At 37.6% G+C, this 21,757-nt stretch carries 19 protein-coding genes; 11 read left to right on the top strand and 8 right to left on the bottom strand.

Going from position 1 to position 21,757, the window contains the following annotated elements; all coding sequences use genetic code 11:
• Positions 1 to 133: 133 nt before the first annotated feature.
• From FEDK69T_RS00265 to FEDK69T_RS00235, 7 genes are all read right to left on the bottom strand, one after another.
• A complete protein-coding gene (locus FEDK69T_RS00265; RefSeq protein WP_023572119.1) occupies positions 134 to 1,393 on the bottom strand; it encodes an aminotransferase class I/II-fold pyridoxal phosphate-dependent enzyme in 1,260 nt (419 codons plus the stop codon).
• Positions 1,394 to 1,564: 171 nt separating this feature from the next.
• On the bottom strand, positions 1,565 to 2,209 hold the full coding sequence (gene folE / locus FEDK69T_RS00260) for a GTP cyclohydrolase I FolE (RefSeq protein WP_023572118.1): 645 nt from the start codon (positions 2,207 to 2,209) through the stop codon (positions 1,565 to 1,567).
• A gap of 1 nt (position 2,210) precedes the next feature.
• Entirely contained in the window at positions 2,211 to 2,876 is a 666-nt protein-coding gene (locus tag FEDK69T_RS00255; RefSeq protein ID WP_023572117.1) for a sigma-70 family RNA polymerase sigma factor, read from the bottom strand.
• Positions 2,877 to 2,929: 53 nt separating this feature from the next.
• A complete protein-coding gene (locus FEDK69T_RS00250; RefSeq protein WP_023572116.1) occupies positions 2,930 to 3,307 on the bottom strand; it encodes a hypothetical protein in 378 nt (125 codons plus the stop codon).
• 314 nt (positions 3,308 to 3,621) lie between these two features.
• The gene (locus tag FEDK69T_RS00245) at positions 3,622 to 5,166 is read right to left on the bottom strand and encodes a carbon-nitrogen hydrolase family protein (protein ID WP_035629954.1); all 1,545 of its coding nucleotides are present in this window, start codon (positions 5,164 to 5,166) and stop codon (positions 3,622 to 3,624) included.
• 236 nt (positions 5,167 to 5,402) lie between these two features.
• Complete coding sequence (locus tag FEDK69T_RS00240; RefSeq protein ID WP_131494745.1) at positions 5,403 to 5,942, bottom strand: hypothetical protein; 540 nt, start codon at positions 5,940 to 5,942, stop codon at positions 5,403 to 5,405.
• Positions 5,943 to 6,186: 244 nt separating this feature from the next.
• Entirely contained in the window at positions 6,187 to 6,864 is a 678-nt protein-coding gene (locus FEDK69T_RS00235) for a hypothetical protein (protein WP_023572112.1), read from the bottom strand.
• A gap of 118 nt (positions 6,865 to 6,982) precedes the next feature.
• Here FEDK69T_RS00235 and FEDK69T_RS00230 point away from each other — a divergent pair, with 118 nt between their 5' ends.
• The 3 genes from FEDK69T_RS00230 to FEDK69T_RS00220 all read left to right on the top strand — a co-directional run bounded on the left by FEDK69T_RS00230 (position 6,983) and on the right by FEDK69T_RS00220 (position 10,396).
• A complete protein-coding gene (locus tag FEDK69T_RS00230; RefSeq protein WP_035629955.1) occupies positions 6,983 to 7,555 on the top strand; it encodes a non-canonical purine NTP diphosphatase in 573 nt (190 codons plus the stop codon).
• Between the two features lie 99 nt (positions 7,556 to 7,654).
• Complete coding sequence (locus FEDK69T_RS00225) at positions 7,655 to 9,547, top strand: DEAD/DEAH box helicase (RefSeq protein WP_023572110.1); 1,893 nt, start codon at positions 7,655 to 7,657, stop codon at positions 9,545 to 9,547.
• A 78-nt stretch (positions 9,548 to 9,625) separates the two neighbouring features.
• The gene (locus FEDK69T_RS00220) at positions 9,626 to 10,396 is read left to right on the top strand and encodes a carboxypeptidase-like regulatory domain-containing protein (RefSeq protein ID WP_023572109.1); all 771 of its coding nucleotides are present in this window, start codon (positions 9,626 to 9,628) and stop codon (positions 10,394 to 10,396) included.
• A gap of 250 nt (positions 10,397 to 10,646) precedes the next feature.
• Here the strand turns inward: FEDK69T_RS00220 and FEDK69T_RS00215 are convergent, their stop codons facing one another.
• Positions 10,647 to 11,315, bottom strand: coding sequence for a TrmH family RNA methyltransferase (locus tag FEDK69T_RS00215; protein ID WP_023572108.1), 669 nt, complete (start codon positions 11,313 to 11,315; stop codon positions 10,647 to 10,649).
• 57 nt (positions 11,316 to 11,372) lie between these two features.
• Here FEDK69T_RS00215 and FEDK69T_RS00210 point away from each other — a divergent pair, with 57 nt between their 5' ends.
• From FEDK69T_RS00210 to FEDK69T_RS16050, 8 genes are all read left to right on the top strand, one after another.
• Positions 11,373 to 11,903 carry an RNA polymerase sigma factor gene (locus tag FEDK69T_RS00210; protein ID WP_023572107.1) on the top strand — a complete coding sequence of 177 codons (531 nt, stop codon included), beginning with the start codon at positions 11,373 to 11,375 and terminating at the stop codon, positions 11,901 to 11,903.
• Complete coding sequence (locus tag FEDK69T_RS00205; RefSeq protein WP_035629905.1) at positions 11,903 to 12,706, top strand: anti-sigma factor; 804 nt, start codon at positions 11,903 to 11,905, stop codon at positions 12,704 to 12,706. The genes FEDK69T_RS00210 and FEDK69T_RS00205 overlap by 1 nt, the downstream gene beginning before the upstream one ends.
• Positions 12,707 to 12,808: 102 nt before the next feature.
• Complete coding sequence (locus FEDK69T_RS00200; protein ID WP_035629957.1) at positions 12,809 to 13,492, top strand: SIR2 family NAD-dependent protein deacylase; 684 nt, start codon at positions 12,809 to 12,811, stop codon at positions 13,490 to 13,492.
• A gap of 126 nt (positions 13,493 to 13,618) precedes the next feature.
• Entirely contained in the window at positions 13,619 to 14,500 is an 882-nt protein-coding gene (locus FEDK69T_RS00195) for a polysaccharide deacetylase family protein (protein WP_162147230.1), read from the top strand.
• Positions 14,501 to 14,611: 111 nt separating this feature from the next.
• Positions 14,612 to 15,955 (top strand): adenylosuccinate lyase, encoded by a 1,344-nt coding sequence (gene purB, locus FEDK69T_RS00190; protein ID WP_035629906.1) that lies wholly within the window; start codon positions 14,612 to 14,614, stop codon positions 15,953 to 15,955.
• Positions 15,956 to 16,315: 360 nt separating this feature from the next.
• Positions 16,316 to 16,855, top strand: a complete 540-nt coding sequence (locus FEDK69T_RS00185) for a YybH family protein (RefSeq protein ID WP_023572102.1) — start codon at positions 16,316 to 16,318, stop codon at positions 16,853 to 16,855.
• 143 nt (positions 16,856 to 16,998) lie between these two features.
• Complete coding sequence (locus tag FEDK69T_RS00180) at positions 16,999 to 19,248, top strand: cation:proton antiporter domain-containing protein (protein ID WP_023572101.1); 2,250 nt, start codon at positions 16,999 to 17,001, stop codon at positions 19,246 to 19,248.
• A gap of 659 nt (positions 19,249 to 19,907) precedes the next feature.
• Positions 19,908 to 21,757, top strand: a 1,850-nt coding sequence (locus FEDK69T_RS16050; protein ID WP_035656263.1) for an immunoglobulin domain-containing protein, incomplete at its 3' end; no start/stop codon positions are given.

Raw genomic sequence — 21,757 nt, 5'->3', positions numbered from 1 at the left:
AACTTTAAGTTTACGAAACATAACATTCAGTTAACATAGAAAAATCACCCATTGTTAAAAAACTATCCATTTGCTTAAAAATAAAAACCCATCCGGCAGCGGATGGGTTTTTATTTATCTAACTAAGAAACAATTACGATACATCTACCGTTGTTTCCTGAGCAATCTGCTTATAAGTTCCGTTTACAAGTTTCTCACGGATTGCTTCGAAAGCTGATAATGTTTCCTCTATATCCTGCAGAGTATGAGACGCTGTTGGAATCATACGCAACAAAATAATACCTTTCGGAATTACCGGATATACTACAATAGAAAGGAAAATACCGTAGTTTTCACGTAGGTCATTTACCATTACCATTGCTTCCGGAATAGAACCCTCAAGGTACACTGGCGTGATACAAGTATTAGTATCTCCGATATTGAAACCTCTTTCTTTTAAACCGTTTTGTAATGCGTTTACATTCTCCCAAAGCTTGTCTTTAATCTCAGATGAATTACGCAATAACTCCAAACGTTTTAACGAACCGATTGTCTGAATCATTGGCAATGCTTTAGCAAACATTTGCGAACGTAAGTTGTATTTCAGATAATCGATAACATCTTTATCTGCTGCTACGAAAGCTCCAATGTTAGCCATTGATTTTGCAAACGTCGAGAAATAAACGTCGATTCCGTCCTGACAGCCTTGCTCCTCTCCTGCTCCGGCACCTGTTTTACCAAGTGTTCCAAAACCGTGTGCATCGTCAACCAACAAACGGAAATTATATTTCTCTTTCAAGGCAACGATTTCTTTCAGTTTCCCTTGTTGACCGCGCATTCCGAAAACACCTTCTGTGATGAATAAGATTCCACCACCAGTTTCTTCAGCCATTTTGGTAGCACGCTGAAGGTTTTTCTCCATGCTTTCCAAATCGTTGTGCTTGTAAGTAAAACGTTTACCCATGTGTAAACGAACACCATCAATAATACACGCATGTGAATCAACATCATAAACGATGATATCATTTTTAGACACCAACGCATCGATGATAGACACCATCCCCTGATAACCAAAGTTCAACAAATAAGCCGCTTCTTTCATTACAAAAGATGCCAATTCGTTTTCCAGTTGCTCGTGGTAATTTGTATGACCGGACATCATTCGGGCCCCCATAGGATAAGCTGCTCCGAATTGCATTGCAGCCTCAGTATCTGCTTTACGCACTTCAGGATGGTTAGCCAATCCCAAATAATCATTAATCGACCAGTTTAAAATTTCTCTTCCGTGAAATTTCATTCTTGGCCCTAATTCACCTTCCAATTTTGGAAACACATAGTAACCTTCTGCCTGTGAAGCCCATTTTCCTAACGGACCTTTATTATTTTGTATTCTTTCAAATAAATCCTTAACCATAATTCAAAAGTGTATAATTCTGATTTTTAATCGCACCAAAAGTAATTATTTCTGTTTTGGTATCATAATAATTTAAAGCAGAATTTTCAAAAATAAAAGCAATCAATTATGATTGAAATACTCTTAATAAAATCAGGATGTTACTATTTTAAATTGAGCAAAAAAGGCTTATTATTTTATTAAATTTATAAATTCCATTTTGGTTTTTTCCTCTTTAAATTTCCCGGAATAACTTGCGGTAATTGTACTGCTGTTTGTATCTTTTATTCCTCGGGAAGCAACGCAAAGATGAACAGCATCAATAACTACAGCAACATCATCAGACTGCAACACTTCTTTCAAACCGTTTGCAATTTGATTTGTCAATCTTTCCTGTACTTGTGGTCGCTTGGCATAATAATTTACCAGGCGGTTAATTTTAGATAACCCGACAACTTGCCCGTTAGAAATATAAGCCACGTGCACTTTCCCTATAATTGGCACAAAATGATGTTCACAATAAGAATACAATGTGATATCTTTTTCAATTAGCATCTCATTATACTGATACTTATTTTCAAAAAGTTTCACATCGGGTTTGTTGGCCGGATTAAGTCCGTTAAAAACTTCTTTTACATACATTTTTGCTACCCGATGCGGTGTCCCTCTCAAACTGTCATCCGTTAAATCAAGCCCTAAAATGTGCATGATCTCTTTGAAATGATGTTGAATATGTTCAATCTTCGTTTCATCACTCATTACAAATGCATCTTCACGAAGCGGCGTTTCCAATGAAGTACCAATATGTTCTTCACCGATTATATCAATTATATTCATTTTATTTATCCATCTTTTTGATTTGATTCATCACCCGGCTAACCATAGTATCACAATAAATCAGATTAAATTCGAAAATATCGTCCGGGGTATAACTTTTTTCTATTTCTTTTCTCAGCAATGCTTTGGCACGATTTAAGCGAACTTTTACATTGGCTTCACTGATATTCAGTACTTCTGCGGTTTCAGTAACATTTAAACCGTTGATTTCCCTGAGTGAAAATACAATTCTGTAATCTGAAGGCACTCGCTGAATTGCATCTTCAATGACCGAATGAAGTTCCCGGTTAATAATGTTCTTTTGAGTATCCGATTGCTTGTTATTGGTAAACATAGGTTGTGCTTTTTCATTAATTTCCTTTGGAGATTCATTTTTAAAACTCATTTTCTGTCGTTTCTGAAAACAGTTATTCAACATGATTTTTATAATCCACGTTTTAAACGATGCCCTGTTCTCAAATTTTGACAGATTTATATAAGCCTGAATAAAGGTTTCCTGCATCAAATCCTGAGTATCTTCATGATTGTAACTGTAAGACCGCCCTGTTTTGTACAAATAAGGATTATTTCTTCTGATAAGGATTTCAAACAATTCAATTTCCCCTCCCAAGACTTTTTGGATTATTTCAAAATCGGAATATTGCTCTAACAATTTCATTGTTTTCATTTAATATGAAGTTTAAAACACTTTAAAGTTACCTTTTTTCGATAACAACAGTTTTATTTATGAACTGCTTTTGCCATTCTTGCCAATGAAAAAGCACCGATTGCCATTACCAAATCACGCACGGCCACATCGAGAAATGTACCGCTTGCCAATAACGTTAATGCTATTGAAGTAAGCCAAGCGGCAACAATATACCCTCCAACGGACGGACGGACTAAAACGATAATTCCCGCTACAATTTCTATCACACCGACAATCATCATGAAAGTTCCCGCTTCAAAAGGAAGCATCTCTTTCATAAATGGAGCTAAATAGTCTTCCCACTTGGTCAGTATGTTAGTGAATTTATCCAACCCTGCCACAATTGGAACAAGACCATAGGTTAAGCGCAATAAATTTACAGTTGATGTAAATACTTGATTTGTTTCCATGACTCTTTATTTTTAGTTGATTTTTAATCGCTTCTAATAATATAGAGTGAATGAACTACCAAAAGGTTACAAAAGAGTTTTACTAATTTCAAAATGAGGCATTTTCCAGGCAGTAAAAAATATTTATAAATAAATAGTTGCCATCTCAGATGTTTGACTTATATTTGCACCTGAATGCACAGAAATGTGGTTACACATTCAACCAAAAAGTCGGGGGCTCCACCTCGACTTTTTACTTTTATACAAGTCCGCTTTTGCAGTTCTTTTCCGCAGAACTGATTTTTTCTTTTACCATAAGAACAACTTTATACTAATTATTCACTTGGGGGTGTTTGCGATTTCATATTGAATTTTGTGGAATACAAATCGTTTCTTTTGTCCAATAGGTTTTTAACACTGCCATGAAAGTGCAGGTTTTCAAGCAGACTCAAATCGACATCAGATATGAGTATCATTTCAGTATTGGCAGTGGCCTCACTTTTGATTCCGTTAAAAGGAAATGCGAAATCACAGGGGGTAAAAACAACAGCTTGTGAATAATGCAGGTCCATCGCTTCCACTTGAGGTAGGTTCCCTACACTTCCCGTAATTGCTACGAAACACTCGTTTTCTATGGCACGCGCGGCAGCACAATGACGAACTCTCATATAAGCATTGTGCGTATCGGTCAGATAAGGTACAAACAAAATCTGGATCCTGTCTTCAGATAGCAATCGGGCCAATTCCGGGAATTCCACATCATAGCAGATCAATATACCTATTTTACCGGCATCAGTATCATAGGACTGAATCATATCTCCGCCTTTCAATCCCCAGTATTTTTCTTCATCGGGTGTGATGTGAATCTTTTCGTAGTAATCTATTTTACCGCTGCGATGGCATAAAAAACCAACATTTTGAAGTCGGCCATCTTCCACAAAAGGCATACTTCCGGTAATGATATTCACATTATATTTAATGGCCCATTCGCTGAACTGATCTCTGATTTGCACAGTGTATTCCGAAAGCTGACGCATGGCATCCGCTTCGTTTTTACTGTCCAGCAAAGCCATCATTGGAGCGTTAAAAAACTCTGGAAACATAGCAAAATCCGCTTTATATCCCGAAACAGAGTCTATAAAATATTCCGCCTGCTTGAACAATTGTTCTAAGGTAGTATAATATCGCATCTCCCACTGAATCAAACCTAAACGCACATTGCGGGTAATTCTTTTGGATTCGAGAGCCTCTATGTCTTCATAATATACATTGTCCCATTGCAAAAGGGTTGCAAATTCCCGGCTTTGTGAATCTCCGGGCATATAATTGGTAAGCACTTTTTTTACGTGGAAATCATTGCTTAACTGAAACGTCAGTACCGGGTCGTAAATTTCTTTGTTCTTTACTTTAGCTATATATTCCCTGGGCTTCATTTCCGTCACATGCTTATAATAGTTTGGGATTCTGCCTCCAAAAACCACAGCTTTTAAGTTCATCTTTTCGCACAATTCCTTACGGACGTCATACAGCCTTCTCCCCAATCGTCTACCCCTGTAATCTGGATGAATGAATATTTCAATACCATAGAGTACATCCCCTTCCTTGTTATGTGTGGAAAAGGTATAATCACCGGTGATATCCTTATAGGTATGACGATCACCAAAGTCGTCGTAATTCACGATGATGGATAATGCACAGCCTACAATTTTATCGTTGAAACAAACCACCAGTTGCCCTTCTGGAAATTTTTGGATAAGGGTATCGATATTCGCGTATGTCCACATACCCCCTGCCCAGTTTGTATAGGCGGCTTCCATGGTTTCAATGAGTTGTTTGTAGTCCTCCAGTTTCAGCTCCCGTATTTCAACTGTATCATTCATGATTTCTCTATTTTGCTGATTTGAAAGGCCAACAATAACATTATCTATTGAAAATCGCATTGCAGCCAAACGGTCGCAGCTTCATTTTGAGGCGCTTAGCCTTACCGAGATGAGGAATAACAAATTTAAGAAATCTTACTCATTTTATGAAGAAATCCTAATGGCTAAAAAAAGCAATTCGTTAACATATTTTACTTGTAACAAATTCAACAATAGCACCTTACACCGAATCTTACTTATTCAGATATTGTATCCTTCTTTTTATAATTCTTGACTTCATTAAGATTGACCCTTTGAAAACAAACCTTTTTATCTGGAATTAAAGCATCAACCAGAAAAACCGGAGGCACTACAACAACTGCAAAAATACCTGCATAACCATTAAGCGAGAATTCCCCAGCCTCTCGGTAAAATCCTTTAACCTTCGAATAATAACGAGGCACTAAAAATAAATTTCCATCTTTAATTTCGGCATTTTGAAATCTTCTACCCACAACCTTTTTTTTAAAAATAGGGTCTTTTTCTAAAGAAGGATCACTTATAACCACTATAAACTCCATCTTTATTTTATTTTTTTTCACTTTATACCTGCCATAGTTAGCAACCGCAGTATCCTTAACTGTTGAATCGACCGGGTCGCCACTTAATACAACTTCATAAACCACACCATCAGGCATAAAACGGTAATAAAGATCTGAAACTTCCGGCTTCATCCTCCTAAAAGCCGAATTAATATAAATTGCATTCGTATCAACAACCAAACTAACATTTGCCATTGATTTGTTTTTATCCACCTTAAATTTGAACTGAGAGGTTGGTCGTGGCTTCAAATGAGTATTCAATACATAATGTTTTGTTCCACAGGAAAGTAAAAAAATGGAAGCCAGTAATAAAAAGAGGACTTTTTTCATACCACATATTTTCGTGTTAGACTAAGAAGCATTTACACTGCTTAAATTTTGTATATTATCTCATAAATTAAATACCTTAAACCACATTTTTATTTTCAAAACATCTGTCTTACTCGGACAAAACATTCTTTTTCGTACAATTTTCAGCATCTACAAGATTCATTCTATAAAAGCAAACCTTTTCATCAGGAATTACCAAATCGACCAAGTAAACAGGAGTTACTACCATAACTGCAAATAGGAATAGGAAAGGGTTACCTCCGATTTCCCCTGCTTTTTTATAAAATCCTTTTGGTTCTACATAATATTTATCAGGTACCATAAATAAATTTCCTTCTTTAATTATTGCCTTGCTAAATTTCTTCCCTACAACTGAAGGCTTATAAAGCGAATCTTTTGGTACACCAGACTCAACTGTAACAACCATAAATTCCATTTTAATTCTATTTTTTTCAACCCTATATTTTCCATAATCCCCCATCGCGGTATCCTTTACAACAGTTTTCATAGGCTCACCTTTCAACGTCACTTCATAAACTACTCCATTTGGCATAAAACGATAGTAAACACCAGTAATTCCTGGTGTCATTCTTTTGAAATTGGAACTAAGATAAATTGCATTTGTATCAATAACAGAATTGATATTGGTGGTGGATTTATTTTTATCAATCTTAAACTTATATTGTGAAGTTGGCCTTGGGTTAAAATGCTTATTTAACACATAATATTTTGTCCCGCATGAAAATAAAAAAACGGAAAACAACAATAAAAGGAAAGCTTTTTTCATAACAAATAATTTATTCGTTTAAAACCAAGCGGTATTTTTCTTTACTTAAAGTTACGAAAATTCAACTTTGCATTTATTTACTACCTTTGAAATTCTAATAAAACATGACAATCTAATGCTGCAACTCGTTTTCGCCTCCAACAACAAGAATAAAATAAAAGAAATCCAGCAATTACTTCCGGATAGCATTTCTATTTTATCCCTGGAGGATATTGGCTGCAATGTAGACATACCTGAAACAGCCGATACTATTGAAGGCAACGCCATACTGAAAGCCAATTATGTAACTGAACATTATGGATACCCTTGCTTTGCCGACGACAGCGGTTTGGAAATCGAAGCCTTAAATGGAGCTCCAGGTGTATATTCAGCCCGATTTGCGGGTCAGCAGCGAAATGACAACGACAATATCAATAAAGTGTTGGATCTTCTGAAAAACGAAACCAACCGAAAAGCAAATTTTAAAACTGTTATTGCTCTAAATCTTAAGGGCGAACAACACCTTTTTACAGGAATCATCGATGGAAAAATAACAAATGAACCACTTGGAACCAATGGTTTTGGTTATGATCCTATTTTTATTGCAGAAGGTTTTTCTGATACTTTTGCTCAAATTTCACTCGAAGAAAAGTCCACCATAAGCCATCGCGGCAGGGCTACTGCTCAGTTAGTCGCTTTTTTAAAACAGTAACTTATTGATTTTCAATTCATAATAAAATTTTAATATTGAATTTTGTATTAGTTTATTCCATTAATAAACAATACCTTTGCACCCAATTTAAAATATTTTATGAATAAATTTGAACAATTAGGATTGAATGAGTCGCTACTGCTGGCGATTAAGGATCTAGGATTTGAGAATCCGTCAGAAGTGCAAGAAAAAGCGATTCCAGTACTATTGGAACAAAACACAGATTTAGTTGCCTTAGCGCAAACAGGGACAGGGAAAACAGCCGCTTTTGGTTTCCCACTAATTCAAAAAATTGATGCTGAAAACAGAAATACGCAAGCATTAATTTTGTCGCCAACGCGTGAGTTATGCTTACAAATCACCAACGAGATAAAATTATACTCAAAGTACATAAAGGGGTTACATACTGTGGCTGTTTATGGTGGTGCAAGCATTACAGAACAAGCTAGAGAGGTAAAACGTGGCGCACAAATTATTGTGGCTACCCCAGGTAGAATGCAGGACATGATTAACAGAGGTCTTGTAAACATTAAAAACATCGATTTTTGCATCTTAGATGAGGCAGATGAAATGTTGAATATGGGATTCTACGACGACATTTGTTCCATATTATCGGACACACCAGAAGAGAAAAACACATGGTTATTCTCTGCAACAATGCCTGCTGAAGTAGCGCGCATCGGAAAACAATTCATGTCAAACCCGCAGGAAATTACGGTAGGACATAAAAACTCAGGTTCTGCAACGGTTTCTCACGAATTTTACATTGTAAATGCTCGTGACCGTTATGAAGCTTTAAAACGTTTGGCGGATGCTAACCCGGATATTTTCTCGGTGGTTTTCTGTCGTACGAAAAGAGACACTCAGGCAATTGCCGAAAAACTGATCGAAGACGGATACAACGCTGCTGCTTTACACGGTGATTTATCCCAGGCACAACGTGACGGGGTAATGAAATCGTTCCGTGGCCGTCAGATCCAGATGTTGGTAGCTACAGACGTTGCTGCCCGAGGAATCGACGTAGACAACGTAACTCACGTAGTAAACTACCAGTTACCAGATGAAATCGAAACCTACAACCACCGTTCAGGCCGTACAGGTCGTGCCGGTAAGTTAGGTACTTCCATCGTTATCGTAACGAAGAGTGAATTAAGAAAAATTCATTCGATTGAGCGAATCATCAAACAGAAGTTCGAAGAAAAAACAATCCCTAACGGAATTGAAATCTGCGAAATTCAGCTATTACACTTAGCAAACAAGATTAAAGACACAGAAGTTGATCACGAAATCGACAACTACTTACCGGCAATTAACGAAGTTTTGGATGGTTTATCTAAAGAAGAGTTAATCAAGAAAATGGTATCAGTGGAATTTAACCGATTCATCAGCTACTACAAAAAGAAAAGAGACCTATCAAGCCAATCATCCGGAGAAAGAAGTTCTGAAGGAAGAGCTCCTCAGGAAGGCGATGCGGTTCGTTATTTCATCAACATCGGTTCGAGAGACAACTTCGACTGGATGTCATTGAAAGATTACCTAAAAGAAACATTAGAATTGGGGCGTGATGACGTATTCAAAGTAGACGTTAAGGAAGGATTCTCTTTCTTCAATACTGATGCTGAGCATTCTGATAAAGTAATGGAAATCTTAAACAACGTTCAATTGGAAGGAAGACGTATCAACGTTGAAATTTCTAAAAACGACGGTGGCGGAAGACGTGATCATAACGGAAGAAATTCAGGCGGAGAAAGAAGAGGTGGCTTTGGCGGTGAACGCAGAGGCGGTTTCGGAGGAGAACGCAAAAGTTTCGGAGGAGATCGTGACAGAGGATCTAGAAGCGAAAGCCGTGGTGGTTTTGGCGGAAGAAGTTCTGACCGTTCAGAAAGAAGAGGCGGATCTGATGACAGAGCACCTAGAAATGAAAGACGTTCCGGAGGCACTACTCCGAGACGTTCTGACAGTCCAGCACCAAGAAGACCAAGAAGAAGCTAATTCTTTTTGTTAATTTTCTTCAAATAAAAATTAAAAGCTACAAAATATCTAGTACATTTAGACCTTTCTAAAAGCAGTATGAAATATTTTGTAGTTTTTTTATTAGCCTTATTTTCTCTTACAGGTTTTGCACAGGAGGGTGAGTATACTAAAATTTCGGGGGTAGTTGTCAATGAAGCCAATCTACTGCCTAAGAGCGACGTCAATGTTATCAACCTAAACACCGTACGGGGAACAACAACCAACGGAAGAGGAGAATTTGAAATTGAAGCTAAGGTAAATGACACGCTGCACTTTTCATACATAGGTTTCCAATCGATAAAAATCCGTGTTTCTGCTGATTGGGTTAAAAACAAAACTGGTTTCAAAGTAAAACTTACCGAGAAAGCCCATGCACTTGAGGAACTCTTCATCCCAAGATACTTACTTACAGGATTCATCGAAGTAGACACGAAGCTGATTGCGCTTAATGACGCATACCGTTACAGTATTTCCGGATTGCCATACGGTTATGAATCAGGAGGCAGTTCTTCATCACAAATTGGAAAAGTTATGCAATCGCTTTCAAATCCTGCTGATGCCTTGTACAATGTCTTCGGTAAGAAATCGAAGGAAATGAAGAAACTCAAGGAATTCAAAAAAGATGAAACCATCCGAAATGTACTGGCTTCCAAATACGACCGCGAAACTGTATCCGCCATTTTAGGCATCGAAAAAAAAGAAATCAAGGAGATTTTAAAACGATGTAACTACTCAGACACATTTATTGAAACTGCCAACGACCTTCAAATCATGGACGCCATCAAAGGGTGCTATGAGGATTATAAGTTGTTGAAGAAGAATCAGTAGACAGTTATCAGTAATCAGTATTCAGTACGCAGTTGTCAAAACGCAGAATTCAGAACGATGTATTCAGCAGACAGATTCCAAACTACATGTCTCGATATTGATTAACAAATTCCTCCTTCTATAGAATTATTTCTTAGCTAGAACACTTATCAATGGCTTTTGCTGCCTTTTACCAGCCATCCACGTTTTGCTATCCGCTATCTGTTACCTGTTACCTGCTACCTGCTACCTGCCATCTGCTACCTGAACATTAAACCCTCTCCAAATACTTTTTAGTAATAAAATCAATATCCTTGATCGATTTTCGGGTCCAGTCGATTCTTTTTGCCAGTAATTCCGATTCCGCAAGCTGCCAGTCAATATCCGAATGACGTAAACGCGTGGATATGTTTTGAAGAATTATTGCAGCGGAAACCGAAATATTGAGGCTCTCCGTAAAACCTACCATCGGGATTTTCAAAAAACCATCAGCTTGTTGAAGCACCTCATCCGAAAGCCCGTGTCTTTCCGTACCAAAAAAGATAGCAGAAGGTTTTGAAATATCAAAATCCTCCAACATACAGTCATTTTCATGAGGCGTAGTTGCAATAATCTGATATCCTCTGCCCTTCAGATTATCGATACAATCCTGATTGTTACTGAAACGATGTATATCAACCCATTTTTCGGCACCCATCGCAATTTCCTTATCGATTTTTTTTCCGAACCGCTGCTCTACCACATTCAACTCCTGAATACCAAAAACTTCACAACTGCGCATTACAGCACTGGTATTATGCAGCTGATAAACATCCTCAAGGGCAACTGTGAAATGTTTTGTACGGTTTTGAAGCACTTTTAAAAAACCTTCTTTTCGGTTTGGTGTGATAAATTCTTCGAGATAATTCAAATAATCAGGATCTGACAAAAGGTTTTCCATTAAAAATGCGGATTTTTAAATATTGTTTATTAATTTAGATGGAGTTAATTCTTACGTATGACTCAAGACGAATTATTGCCGCTAATTTATAAAAAAGACGACAAAGCTTTCACTCTTTTATACGACATGTATGCCAAGAGTCTTTTTGGCGTAATTTACAATCTTATAAAGGACAAGGAAGAAGCAGAAGACGTACTTCAGGAGACTTTTATAAAGATCTGGAAAAATATTGAGACGTATAACGAAAGTAAAGGACGCTTTTACACCTGGATTCTCAATATCGCACGCAACAGCGCCATAGACAAACTACGCTCCAAAAATTTTAACAATAACCTGAAAAACTTATCAGCCGATAATTTCGTACATATCTTGGATGACCCTGCAAAAGCGAGCAATAAAATTGACGCCATAGGTCTACATGAATTTGTCAAAAAATTAAAGCCCAGATGCATCCAGTTAATCGATTTGCTGTTCTTTAAAGGCTATACGCAACAAGAGGCCGCCGATGAACTTGAAATTCCGCTTGGCACTGTAAAAACACAAAACAGAAACTGCATCAACGAATTAAGAAACCTATTGAAAGCATAATGAACAGTAAAGAATATATAGAGAGCGGTATTTTAGAGCTTTACGTTTTCGGAAAACTTTCTGAAGAAGAAGCCCGTGACGTGCAGCAAATGGCATCCGACAATCCCGCAGTCCGAACTGAAATTGCAGCCATTGAGTATGCGGTAGTCAATCTTTCCCATAGTGTTTCACCTAACATTTCATCGGAAACCTACGATAAAATCCGCAGGGAATTACTTGGCGATGCCCCTATAGAAGTTCATAAAAAATCTAAAACCACCAATTGGGGGCAATATATGGGTTGGGCGGCAGCTGTAGTTATTCTTTTGGGAGCTGCTTCCATGTACCTGCTGATGAACAGCCAGATGAATGACAGCATCAATTCGGAAATCGACAAAAACAAATCCGAATTCAAGACCATGCAGAAAACCATCATCAGCCTTGAAGACCAAAACAAATCCTCCCAAAAACTACTGAAAATCATCCGCGACAAAAACAATATGGTCGTAACATTGGAAGGGCAACCCGCTATGCCTGGCGCAAAAGCTAAAATCTACTGGAACAAAGCCACCCAGGCGGTTTACGTAGACGTACAGGGATTACCTACTCCTCCGCAAGGAATGGTTTATCAGGTTTGGTCTTTAAAAATGGATCCGTTAACCCCAACAAGTATTGGAATCTTAAATAAAATAACGGCAGACACCTCCAAAATATACCAGGTCGAAAGCACTGTAGACGCAGAAGCCTTCGGAATCACACTCGAACCGGAAGGAGGAAGCGCCATACCTACCATGGAACAATTGTATGCTTTAGGAAAAATGTAAATTCTTTTGGAGCGTTCCGACAGCTATCAGGAAGGCTTGGCGTATTTAATGCCCATCTTTGTGTCTGCAGATTTTTTAAAACAACTTCATTTGTCCGTAAACATGAAAAAGAAACTCGTTATCCTCTCCGGGGCCGGAATGAGTGCCGAAAGCGGTATTAAAACCTTTCGCGACGCCGATGGCCTTTGGGAAGGTCATGACATCATGGAAGTAGCCTCTCCCATCGGCTGGGACAAAAATCCTGAATTGGTTTTGGATTTCTACAACAAACGCCGCGCACAACTTTTGGAAGTTCAACCCAACCGTGGACATGAAATCATAGCCGAACTGGAAAATCAGTTCGATGTTCATGTTATCACCCAAAATGTGGACGACTTACACGAACGTGCCGGAAGCAGCAATGTTTTACACCTGCACGGCGAATTACTAAAAGTACGCAGTGTAGCCAACGAAAACCACATCATCGATTGGAAAACCGATCTGTATTTAGGCGATACCGATAAACACGGCCACCAACTCCGTCCGCATATTGTCTGGTTTGGAGAAGCTGTTCCCGCCATAGATGAAGCCATCGAAATTGTACAGGATGCCGATATTCTAATTGTAATTGGCACATCGCTACAAGTCTATCCTGCGGCAGGTTTAATAAATTTTGCAAACAATGAAGTTCCGATTTATTACATCGATCCAAAACCTGCGACAATGTATGACGTAATCAATCCGGTAACAGTGATCCCAATGTCTGCCAGTGAAGGAATGGAGAAAATAATGAGTGATTCATTATAAGTTAATCATTCGTAAATCACAGTATTTCCTTTTTCAAAATTTTGCAATCCCTTTCCATTTAAATTTTTTATATACTATTTTACACTAATGAACGAAATACTGAAGTCCTTCCAAATCATTTTTCTATTGATTTTAATATCCCCTAATTCATACGGACAATCAGTAGCCATAACCATTGATGATGTTCCCAATATAAAAAACAATCTGCTCAGCAAATTAGATTCGCTTTCCATCCCCATAGCTATATTCATAAACGAAGGAAAAATTTATAAATCTGAAACGGTTGATAAAAACCATGCCATTTTGGAAAATTGGATAAAAAGGCATTACATCACAATTGGCAACCACACCTTTAACCATTCCAGATACTCAGAAGTAGGTATCAATTCTTTTAAAATTGATATCGAAAAAGGAACACTAATCAGCCTTGAATTAGCAAAAAAATACAACAAAAAATTAAAATATTTCCGGTTCCCCTACAACGATTTAGGGCACGACAGCATACAACATAAACAAATTGCCAACTATCTGATTTCAAAAAAATACATCATTACTCCGTTTACTATTGAGAGCATAGATTGGATGTATAATTCTGTTTATGAATATTATTTGAAACAAGATGACAAGACCAATGCTGATAAAATTGGAAATGCATATGTTCAAAAAACATTGGAATTGTTCAACTATTTTGAAAAAATAGGGTTTGATAAATACCATCGAAATATCAGCCAAATCTATTTGTGTCACGATAATCAGCTAAACACTGATTACCTGCCCGTTCTGATAAATGAATTGAAGAACAAAAAATATAAGTTCATCAGTTTAGAAAAAGCCTTAAAAGACAAAATCTATTCTCAAACTGACAATTACAACAAGAAATGGGGAATTTCATGGATGTATCGATGGCTGCATTCTAAAGAAGAACTAAAATCATTACAAACTCAGGAACCCTCCACTGAGGAAATTGAAAACATATACCATAAAACAATTGAAAAAAGCAAAAGTTAAAAAAGCAGACAGCATAAAATCGAATCTTGAGTTTAAAAAAGTTCAAATTCATAATTTATAACTCATAACTTATAATTATTTTTGCAGCTTCAAAAAACAACACGAAAAAACATGCAACTAACTGAATTGAATGCTATTTCGCCAATCGATGGACGTTATAGAAATAAAACTGTTTCCTTATCACAATATTTTTCTGAAGAAGCACTAATCCGTTACCGTGTTTTAGTGGAAGTGGAGTATTTCATTGCACTTTGCGAATTGCCTTTACCGCAACTTGCCGGCGTGGATAAAAACCTGTATCCGGAATTACGTAAAATGTATGAGAACTTCTCAACGGAAGACGCTCTTTGGATAAAAGAAACTGAAAAAACGACCAATCACGATGTGAAAGCGGTGGAATATTTCATCAAAGCGGCATTCGATAAATTAGGATTACAACAATATAAAGAGTTCATCCATTTCGGATTGACTTCTCAGGATATCAACAACACCGCCATTCCGCTTTCTACGAAAGAAGCGTTCGAAAAGGTATATATGCCTAGCTTGATCAGTGTAATTTCCAAACTGAAAGAATTAAGCATCGAATGGGCAGCCATTCCGATGTTGGCCCGTACTCACGGACAACCGGCTTCCCCTACCCGTTTGGGTAAAGAAATACAGGTTTTTGTTGAGCGTTTGGAAGAACAGATGCGTTTGTTGTTCAATGTGCCATTTGCAGCTAAATTCGGTGGCGCGACAGGAAACTACAACGCTCATGCGATAGCCTATCCCAACAACGACTGGAAAAAATTCGGAAATAAATTTGTGGAAGATATTTTAGGCTTACACCACTCTTTCCCAACTACACAAATCGAGCATTACGATCATTTCGCGGCGTTTTTCGATGCTTTGAAACGTATCAATACTATCCTGATTGATTTAGACCGCGATATCTGGACGTATGTTTCCATGGATTATTTCAAACAGAAAATCAAAGCAGGAGAAATCGGTTCATCGGCTATGCCACATAAAGTAAACCCGATTGATTTCGAAAACTCAGAAGGAAACTTAGGGATTGCCAATGCGATTTTCGAACATTTATCGGCTAAATTACCAGTATCAAGATTACAGCGTGACTTAACCGACAGTACAGTTTTACGTAACATCGGAGTTCCAATGGGACACACTATCATCGCTTTTGAAGCTACTTTGAAAGGATTGAACAAATTGCTTTTAAACGAAGAAAAATTCGCAGAAGATTTAGAGAAAAACTGGGCGGTTGTCGCTGAAGCAATTCAAACAATCTTACGTCGTGAAGCCTATCCAAATCCTTATGAAGCGCTTAAAGAATTAACCAGAACCAATTCGGTTATCAACAAGGAAGCGATTCACAGCTTTATCGGAACTCTAAACGTTTCTGATGACATCAAAGCTGAATTATTGAAAATTACGCCTAGCAATTATTTGGGAATTTAATTTCGATACTAAAACCTGAAAAGGTTCAAAAATAACAATCCGTAACTTGAATGAGTTGCGGATTTTTTTTGCTTATAACTTTGGTTTATCTGTAAAAGGAATCACTATCCCATAACGGTAAAAGTGAGCAAAAATAAATTTAAACAATACTAATCGAAGTGGTTATGAAGACAATAAAGCACAAAACAAACTTTAAAACTTGTAAGATTTTCTCCAAAAAATAAACCAAAATCATTTTAACGAGAATATTATATCGTTCAAAGAATAAAAACAATTCAATTAAAAAAAGACGTTAACTTTATTTCCCTGCTCAAAAAATTAGTCAGATAAATAGAGATATTAACCTAAAACCAAAAGATTATGTTGAGAAGAAAATTACTTTTAGTCTACGTCATTTTACTTGCTACCCTTGTGGTTATTATCGGTTGTGACAAAATGAAGGACAAACCCATGGGAGATGCTCCAAAAGCAGAAGCTTCCTTTGATCCGGAGTCGGCTCGTGCAGCCATTGATGCCAGTAACGCCGAATTCAGTAAAGCCATGATGGCCAATGACAGTATTGGCTTGATTGCTCGCTATGATGACAATTCAAAAGTGTTTCCCCCGAATATGGAACCCGTTGTAGGAACAAAGGAAATTAAAAAGTTTATGATGCATCCTATGGACATGAAAATGACCGATTTCAAAATCGAAGCCGTTTCGCTTTCAGGTACCGAAGACAATCTCATTGAAATCGGAAACTATTCTATTACTGGAGAGAAAGGAGCTATGGACAAAGGAAAATTTATCGCTATTTGGAAAAAAGCCGGCGACTCCTGGAAAATCCAAACAGAAATTTGGAACAGCAACATGCCATCAATTCCAATTCCACCTCCATCTGCTCCAGCCGAAAAAAAATAAGATGCTGTTTTTACAATACGTTACAATCACTGTAAAAAACAGTTCCAAAAAGCCCGAATTCAATCAAAAAACTTGAAGATTCGGGCTTTTTTCACTATTTTACCCCTGGATATTTTTTCAGAACAACAAATAGTTACCCGCCCATGTTTTTAACCGCTGCCGCACCATCCGTTACACCTCACCTTCAGCCCTTAATCAGCGATTTGGGCCTGATTCTTATAACTGCTGGATTTGCGGTACTTCTGTTTAAAAAAATAAAACAACCTTTGGTTTTGGGCTATCTTATTGCCGGTTTTCTTGCCGGGAATCATTTTGATTTCTTTCCTTCCGTAAAAGACACCCACAGCGTAGAGATTTGGGCGCAAATCGGCGTTATTTTTTTACTGTTCAGTCTCGGACTTGAATTCAGTTTCAAAAAACTGGTAAAAGTAGGTGGTACCGCTTCCATAACCGCGATTACACAAATTATCACCATGGTTGCTTTGGGTTTTATTGTTGGGAAATTAATGGGCTGGAAAAATATGGATTGCCTCTTTTTAGGTGTCATATTATCCATATCTTCAACAACAATCATCCTTAAAGCCTTTGATGAATTAGGCGTAAAAGCACAGAAATTTGCCGGAAATGTTATTGGAGCACTCATCGTTCAGGATATTTTGGCAATCTTAATGATGGTGCTATTATCGACTATTGCCGTTAGTCAGCAGGTATCCGGAAGCGAATTATTTTATTCCGTATTAAAATTGGTTTTCTTCCTGACCATTTGGTTTGTGGGAGGAATCTTCTTCGTTCCGACCTTACTTAAAAACGCGAAGCATCTGTTAAGCGATGAAATGCTTTTGATACTGTCCATTGCCTTATGCCTGGTCATGGTAACATTAGCTGCCAATGTAGGATTTTCACCGGCATTAGGAGCTTTTATCATGGGTTCCATTATAGCCGAAACCACACAGGCGGAACATATCGAAAACCTTGTAAAACCTGTCAAAGACTTATTTGGAGCCGTTTTTTTCGTGTCGGTGGGTATGATGATCAATCCTGATACACTTGTAGATTATGCTTTCCCGGTTGTGATTTTAACACTGGTTGTAATTATTGGGCAATCAACAAGTTCAGCAATAGGGTCATTACTTTCAGGACAACCTTTAAAACAAGCGGTACAGGCAGGTGTTAGTTTATCACAAATCGGCGAATTTTCATTCATCATAGCTACGTTAGGCTTGTCATTGGACGTAACCAGCGATTTCTTATATCCGACTATAGTTGCAGTTTCGGCAATAACCACCTTTACCACTCCTTACATGGTAAAATTGGGAACACCGCTGTCTGTTTTATTGGAAAAAAAATTACCTAGAAAATGGATCAAGAATATTCAAAACTATAGTGCCAATGCCGAAGCTATTAAAACCGTAAGTACCTGGCAGATCGTTTTACAAAGCTTCCTGTTTCAGATAATATTGCATTCAATCATTATCATCGGTATAATCGTACTTTCAACGCGTTACATTTTACCTTTGGTGGAAGGCTCAAAATTTGGTCACGCTGTGGGCGCATTAATCACTCTTGTAATCGTTTCACCATTCTTATGGGCACTGTCATTGAGAAAAATTGCAGTTGATGAAGTCAGCGAACTGTTTGAAAGACGAAAGCAGCGGGGACCGATTGTTGTATTGATTTTCTTCAGAATGGTATTAGGATTGTTTTTCGTCGGATTTATTCTGAACAACTTTTTCTCTCCCGGAATTGCATTCCTTGCCCTGATTGGGGCATTACTAGCCTATTTTATCTTCCCAAAACAACTGCACGCCCGTTATCACAAAATTGAACGCCATTTCTTAAGCAATCTCAATGATCGTGAAATTGCCAAAGAAAAGAAAACCCGTCGTGATTTAACACCTTGGGATGGGCACATGGCAACTTTTGATATTGCCGATGCTTCCAATCTTGCAGGCAAAACACTGGAAGAACTACAAATGCGTGAAAAAATAGGAATTAATATAGCCTTTATTAAACGAGGTGAAATCACAATTAATGTCCCTAGCCGTAATGAACGCTTGTTTCCAGGTGATGAAATTTGCGTAATCGGAACCGATTTCCAGGTGAAAAAATTCAAAAAGTATCTGGATCAGAACGAAATTGAAGCTCCGGAATCCGTTGAGGAAAGCGATATAGTGCTACAACATCTGGAATTAAAAAATGAATCATTCATCGGAAAAAGTATCCGCGAATCCCAAATAAGGGAAAAAACAAGCGGATTGGTTGTGGGCATCGAACGCGAAGGACGCCGAATGCTCAACCCCGATTCACATTTGATTTTAGAACAAGGCGATATTCTTTGGGTCGTAGGCGATAAAAAACTCCTGGCTAGTTTGGCTAAAGGAAAGCTTAATTAATCCATTTTCCTTACTGATTTTCATATTATTTTTTAGAGATTTATCACAACTCCTTTCCTAGGAACATATCTTTTGTAGCTATTCTCTACCTACTCTTCATCGCTTTTCATGAATTGTTTTGAAGGTTCTGACACACAAAATCTTATCTAAAATATCTCGTACGTAAATCCTTGTGTCAAATTTTACAATACTCACAAATTGTATAAGTTTTTTCTTTCTAAAATATTAACAGCTTTTTGTTTTTTTGTTTAATACTCTCTTCTGTATAACGACCAAAAACCCTCGCAAGTCAATCAATAAAAAACATTATTAACCATTGATAATCAGTAAATTAAATACATATTTAATCAGATAAATAATTTTAAAAAAACATTGTTTTATAAATAAAAACCTACATTAATAAAAAAGAAGGTTTTTTGTCATCATCGATAGTTTTATATTTTTGACTTAACACATATTTAACATTTTAACAAAATATATCATTTGACTCTAATTATTTAATCTTCTTTGATGAATAAATAATATAGTATCAATTTAAAATTTATTCACCGAGATAAAGAGTTTAACAAAGCAATACTATTATAGTAGAAATAGTAATGATTAATTGAAAAAGAGTCAACCGTATAAAAACTAACACCCTTAAAAACCAAATAATAATTATGAATCTGAAAATTTTGAAAGTCAAGAGTTCCGAAATCTTGTGTAGTGCCTTTTTGGCATTAACAGGATTGACTTCTTTTGCTCAATCTCCCGGCGGTGTATCTGGCAACTTAACATTATGGTTAAAGGCCAATAATCCGGCAACAATTACCGGAAACCCTGTTCAGACATGGTCTACCAGTGGCGGTAGTGCGGCTGGTTATAATGTTACACAGGCATCGGCAACTAACCGGCCTACCCTTGTGAGTGGAGCAACCAATTCCTCTAAATACAATTATAACCCAACTATAAAATTCACCGCAACTTCCAGTACAAAATTGACCAAGACAACCGGTTCACCTGATTTACTTGGAAACAATGGAACCGCAATTATCGTTACTACACAGGAAAGTCCTAACGGAAGTGGCTTTACATTCTATTCGGGCACTACAGGACGCTACCAGTTAAAACCGAATTTTCGTTTCCAAACCGGGCTTTCCGGAACAGGTTATACCTTCGATTGGGGAGCTCCAACGGAGTATTCCAGCACTTCGGCTTCCATGATTGCCAGCTATGGCTGTGGAACAAATGCATCCATGCGAAAAAATTCCGTACAAGCTTCTACGCCAAATAATACGGCACCTTTGTACAACCCTTCTGTTTCGACAGGGTTATATTTAGGAGCTAACAATACTTCCGAATACAGCAGCAGTGCTATAGCAGAAGTAATTTTATTCAATACCAAGCCAACAATTGCCGAAATGGACAGAATTGAAAGTTATCTGGCAATTAAATACGGAATTACCCGAGGCGGTAATACGAATACCACGGGAACATACAATTATATAGCTTCTGATGGATTTACCATCTTATGGAGTAAGGTATTAAATACTGGATTTAACAATGATATTGCAGTTATAGGAAGAGACGATAACAGCGGATTAGCTCAAAAACAATCTATTAGTGTAAATAACGGTGAAGCTTTAACCATTTCGTTAGGTAATGGAGCAATACCAACAGAAAATGCTACCAATTCAGCTGCTTTTTCCAGCAACCTTTCTTTCTTGGCATGGGGAAATAACGGATTAACAAAAGTATTTAATACCGGAGCCAGTAAGCCTACAGGTGTATTGGAGCGTTTAAACCGTATTTGGAAAACAAATGCGACCAACTTTAGTCAGCAGACCACTTTCGGATTCGAGAACTCACAAATTACAGGTTTGGGAACTACCGGAAACTTATGTTTGTTGTTTGACGACGATGGCACCAATTTTTCAAATGCTGTCGTGGTTGCAGCCTGTTCAGCAGTTAATACGGGAACCCGCACTGAATTTAGTGGAATAACTATTCCGGCAGGGAAGCCTTATTTCACTTTAGCAAGAATGGCAACACCAACGCTAATTACAAATAATGGTCCGATTTGTGAAGGAACCACTTTGAATCTAACTGCAGAAACCATGACTCCGTCAACCACTTATTCGTGGACCGGACCTAACGGTTTTACTTCTACTGATCAAAACCCGTCAATTCCTTCCATCACTGCGGCTGGAAGCGGTAATTATTCCGTGACTATAACAACACAAAACTGTACGCCTACAGTTTTAAGTACGACAGTTACCGTTAACCCAGGCCCAACCCCAACCTTTGCAGCTGTAGCTCCTATTTGTTCAGGAGACACATTAGCGCCCCTACCTACAACCTCTAATGAAGGTGTTACGGGAACATGGTCACCTGCTTTGAATAATACAACAACAACAATCTATACTTTTACCCCAACGGCAGGTCTTTGTTCAAGTTCGACTACGATGACTATCACTGTTAACCCTGTTGTGACACCAACATTTACACAAGTTGCGCCAATTTGTTCAGG

The organism is Flavobacterium enshiense DK69, assembly GCF_000498495.1.
GTDB lineage: Bacteria > Bacteroidota > Bacteroidia > Flavobacteriales > Flavobacteriaceae > Flavobacterium > Flavobacterium enshiense.
The sequence above is the reverse complement of the archived record's forward strand: the minus strand, read 5'-3'. Positions and strand labels throughout refer to the sequence as shown.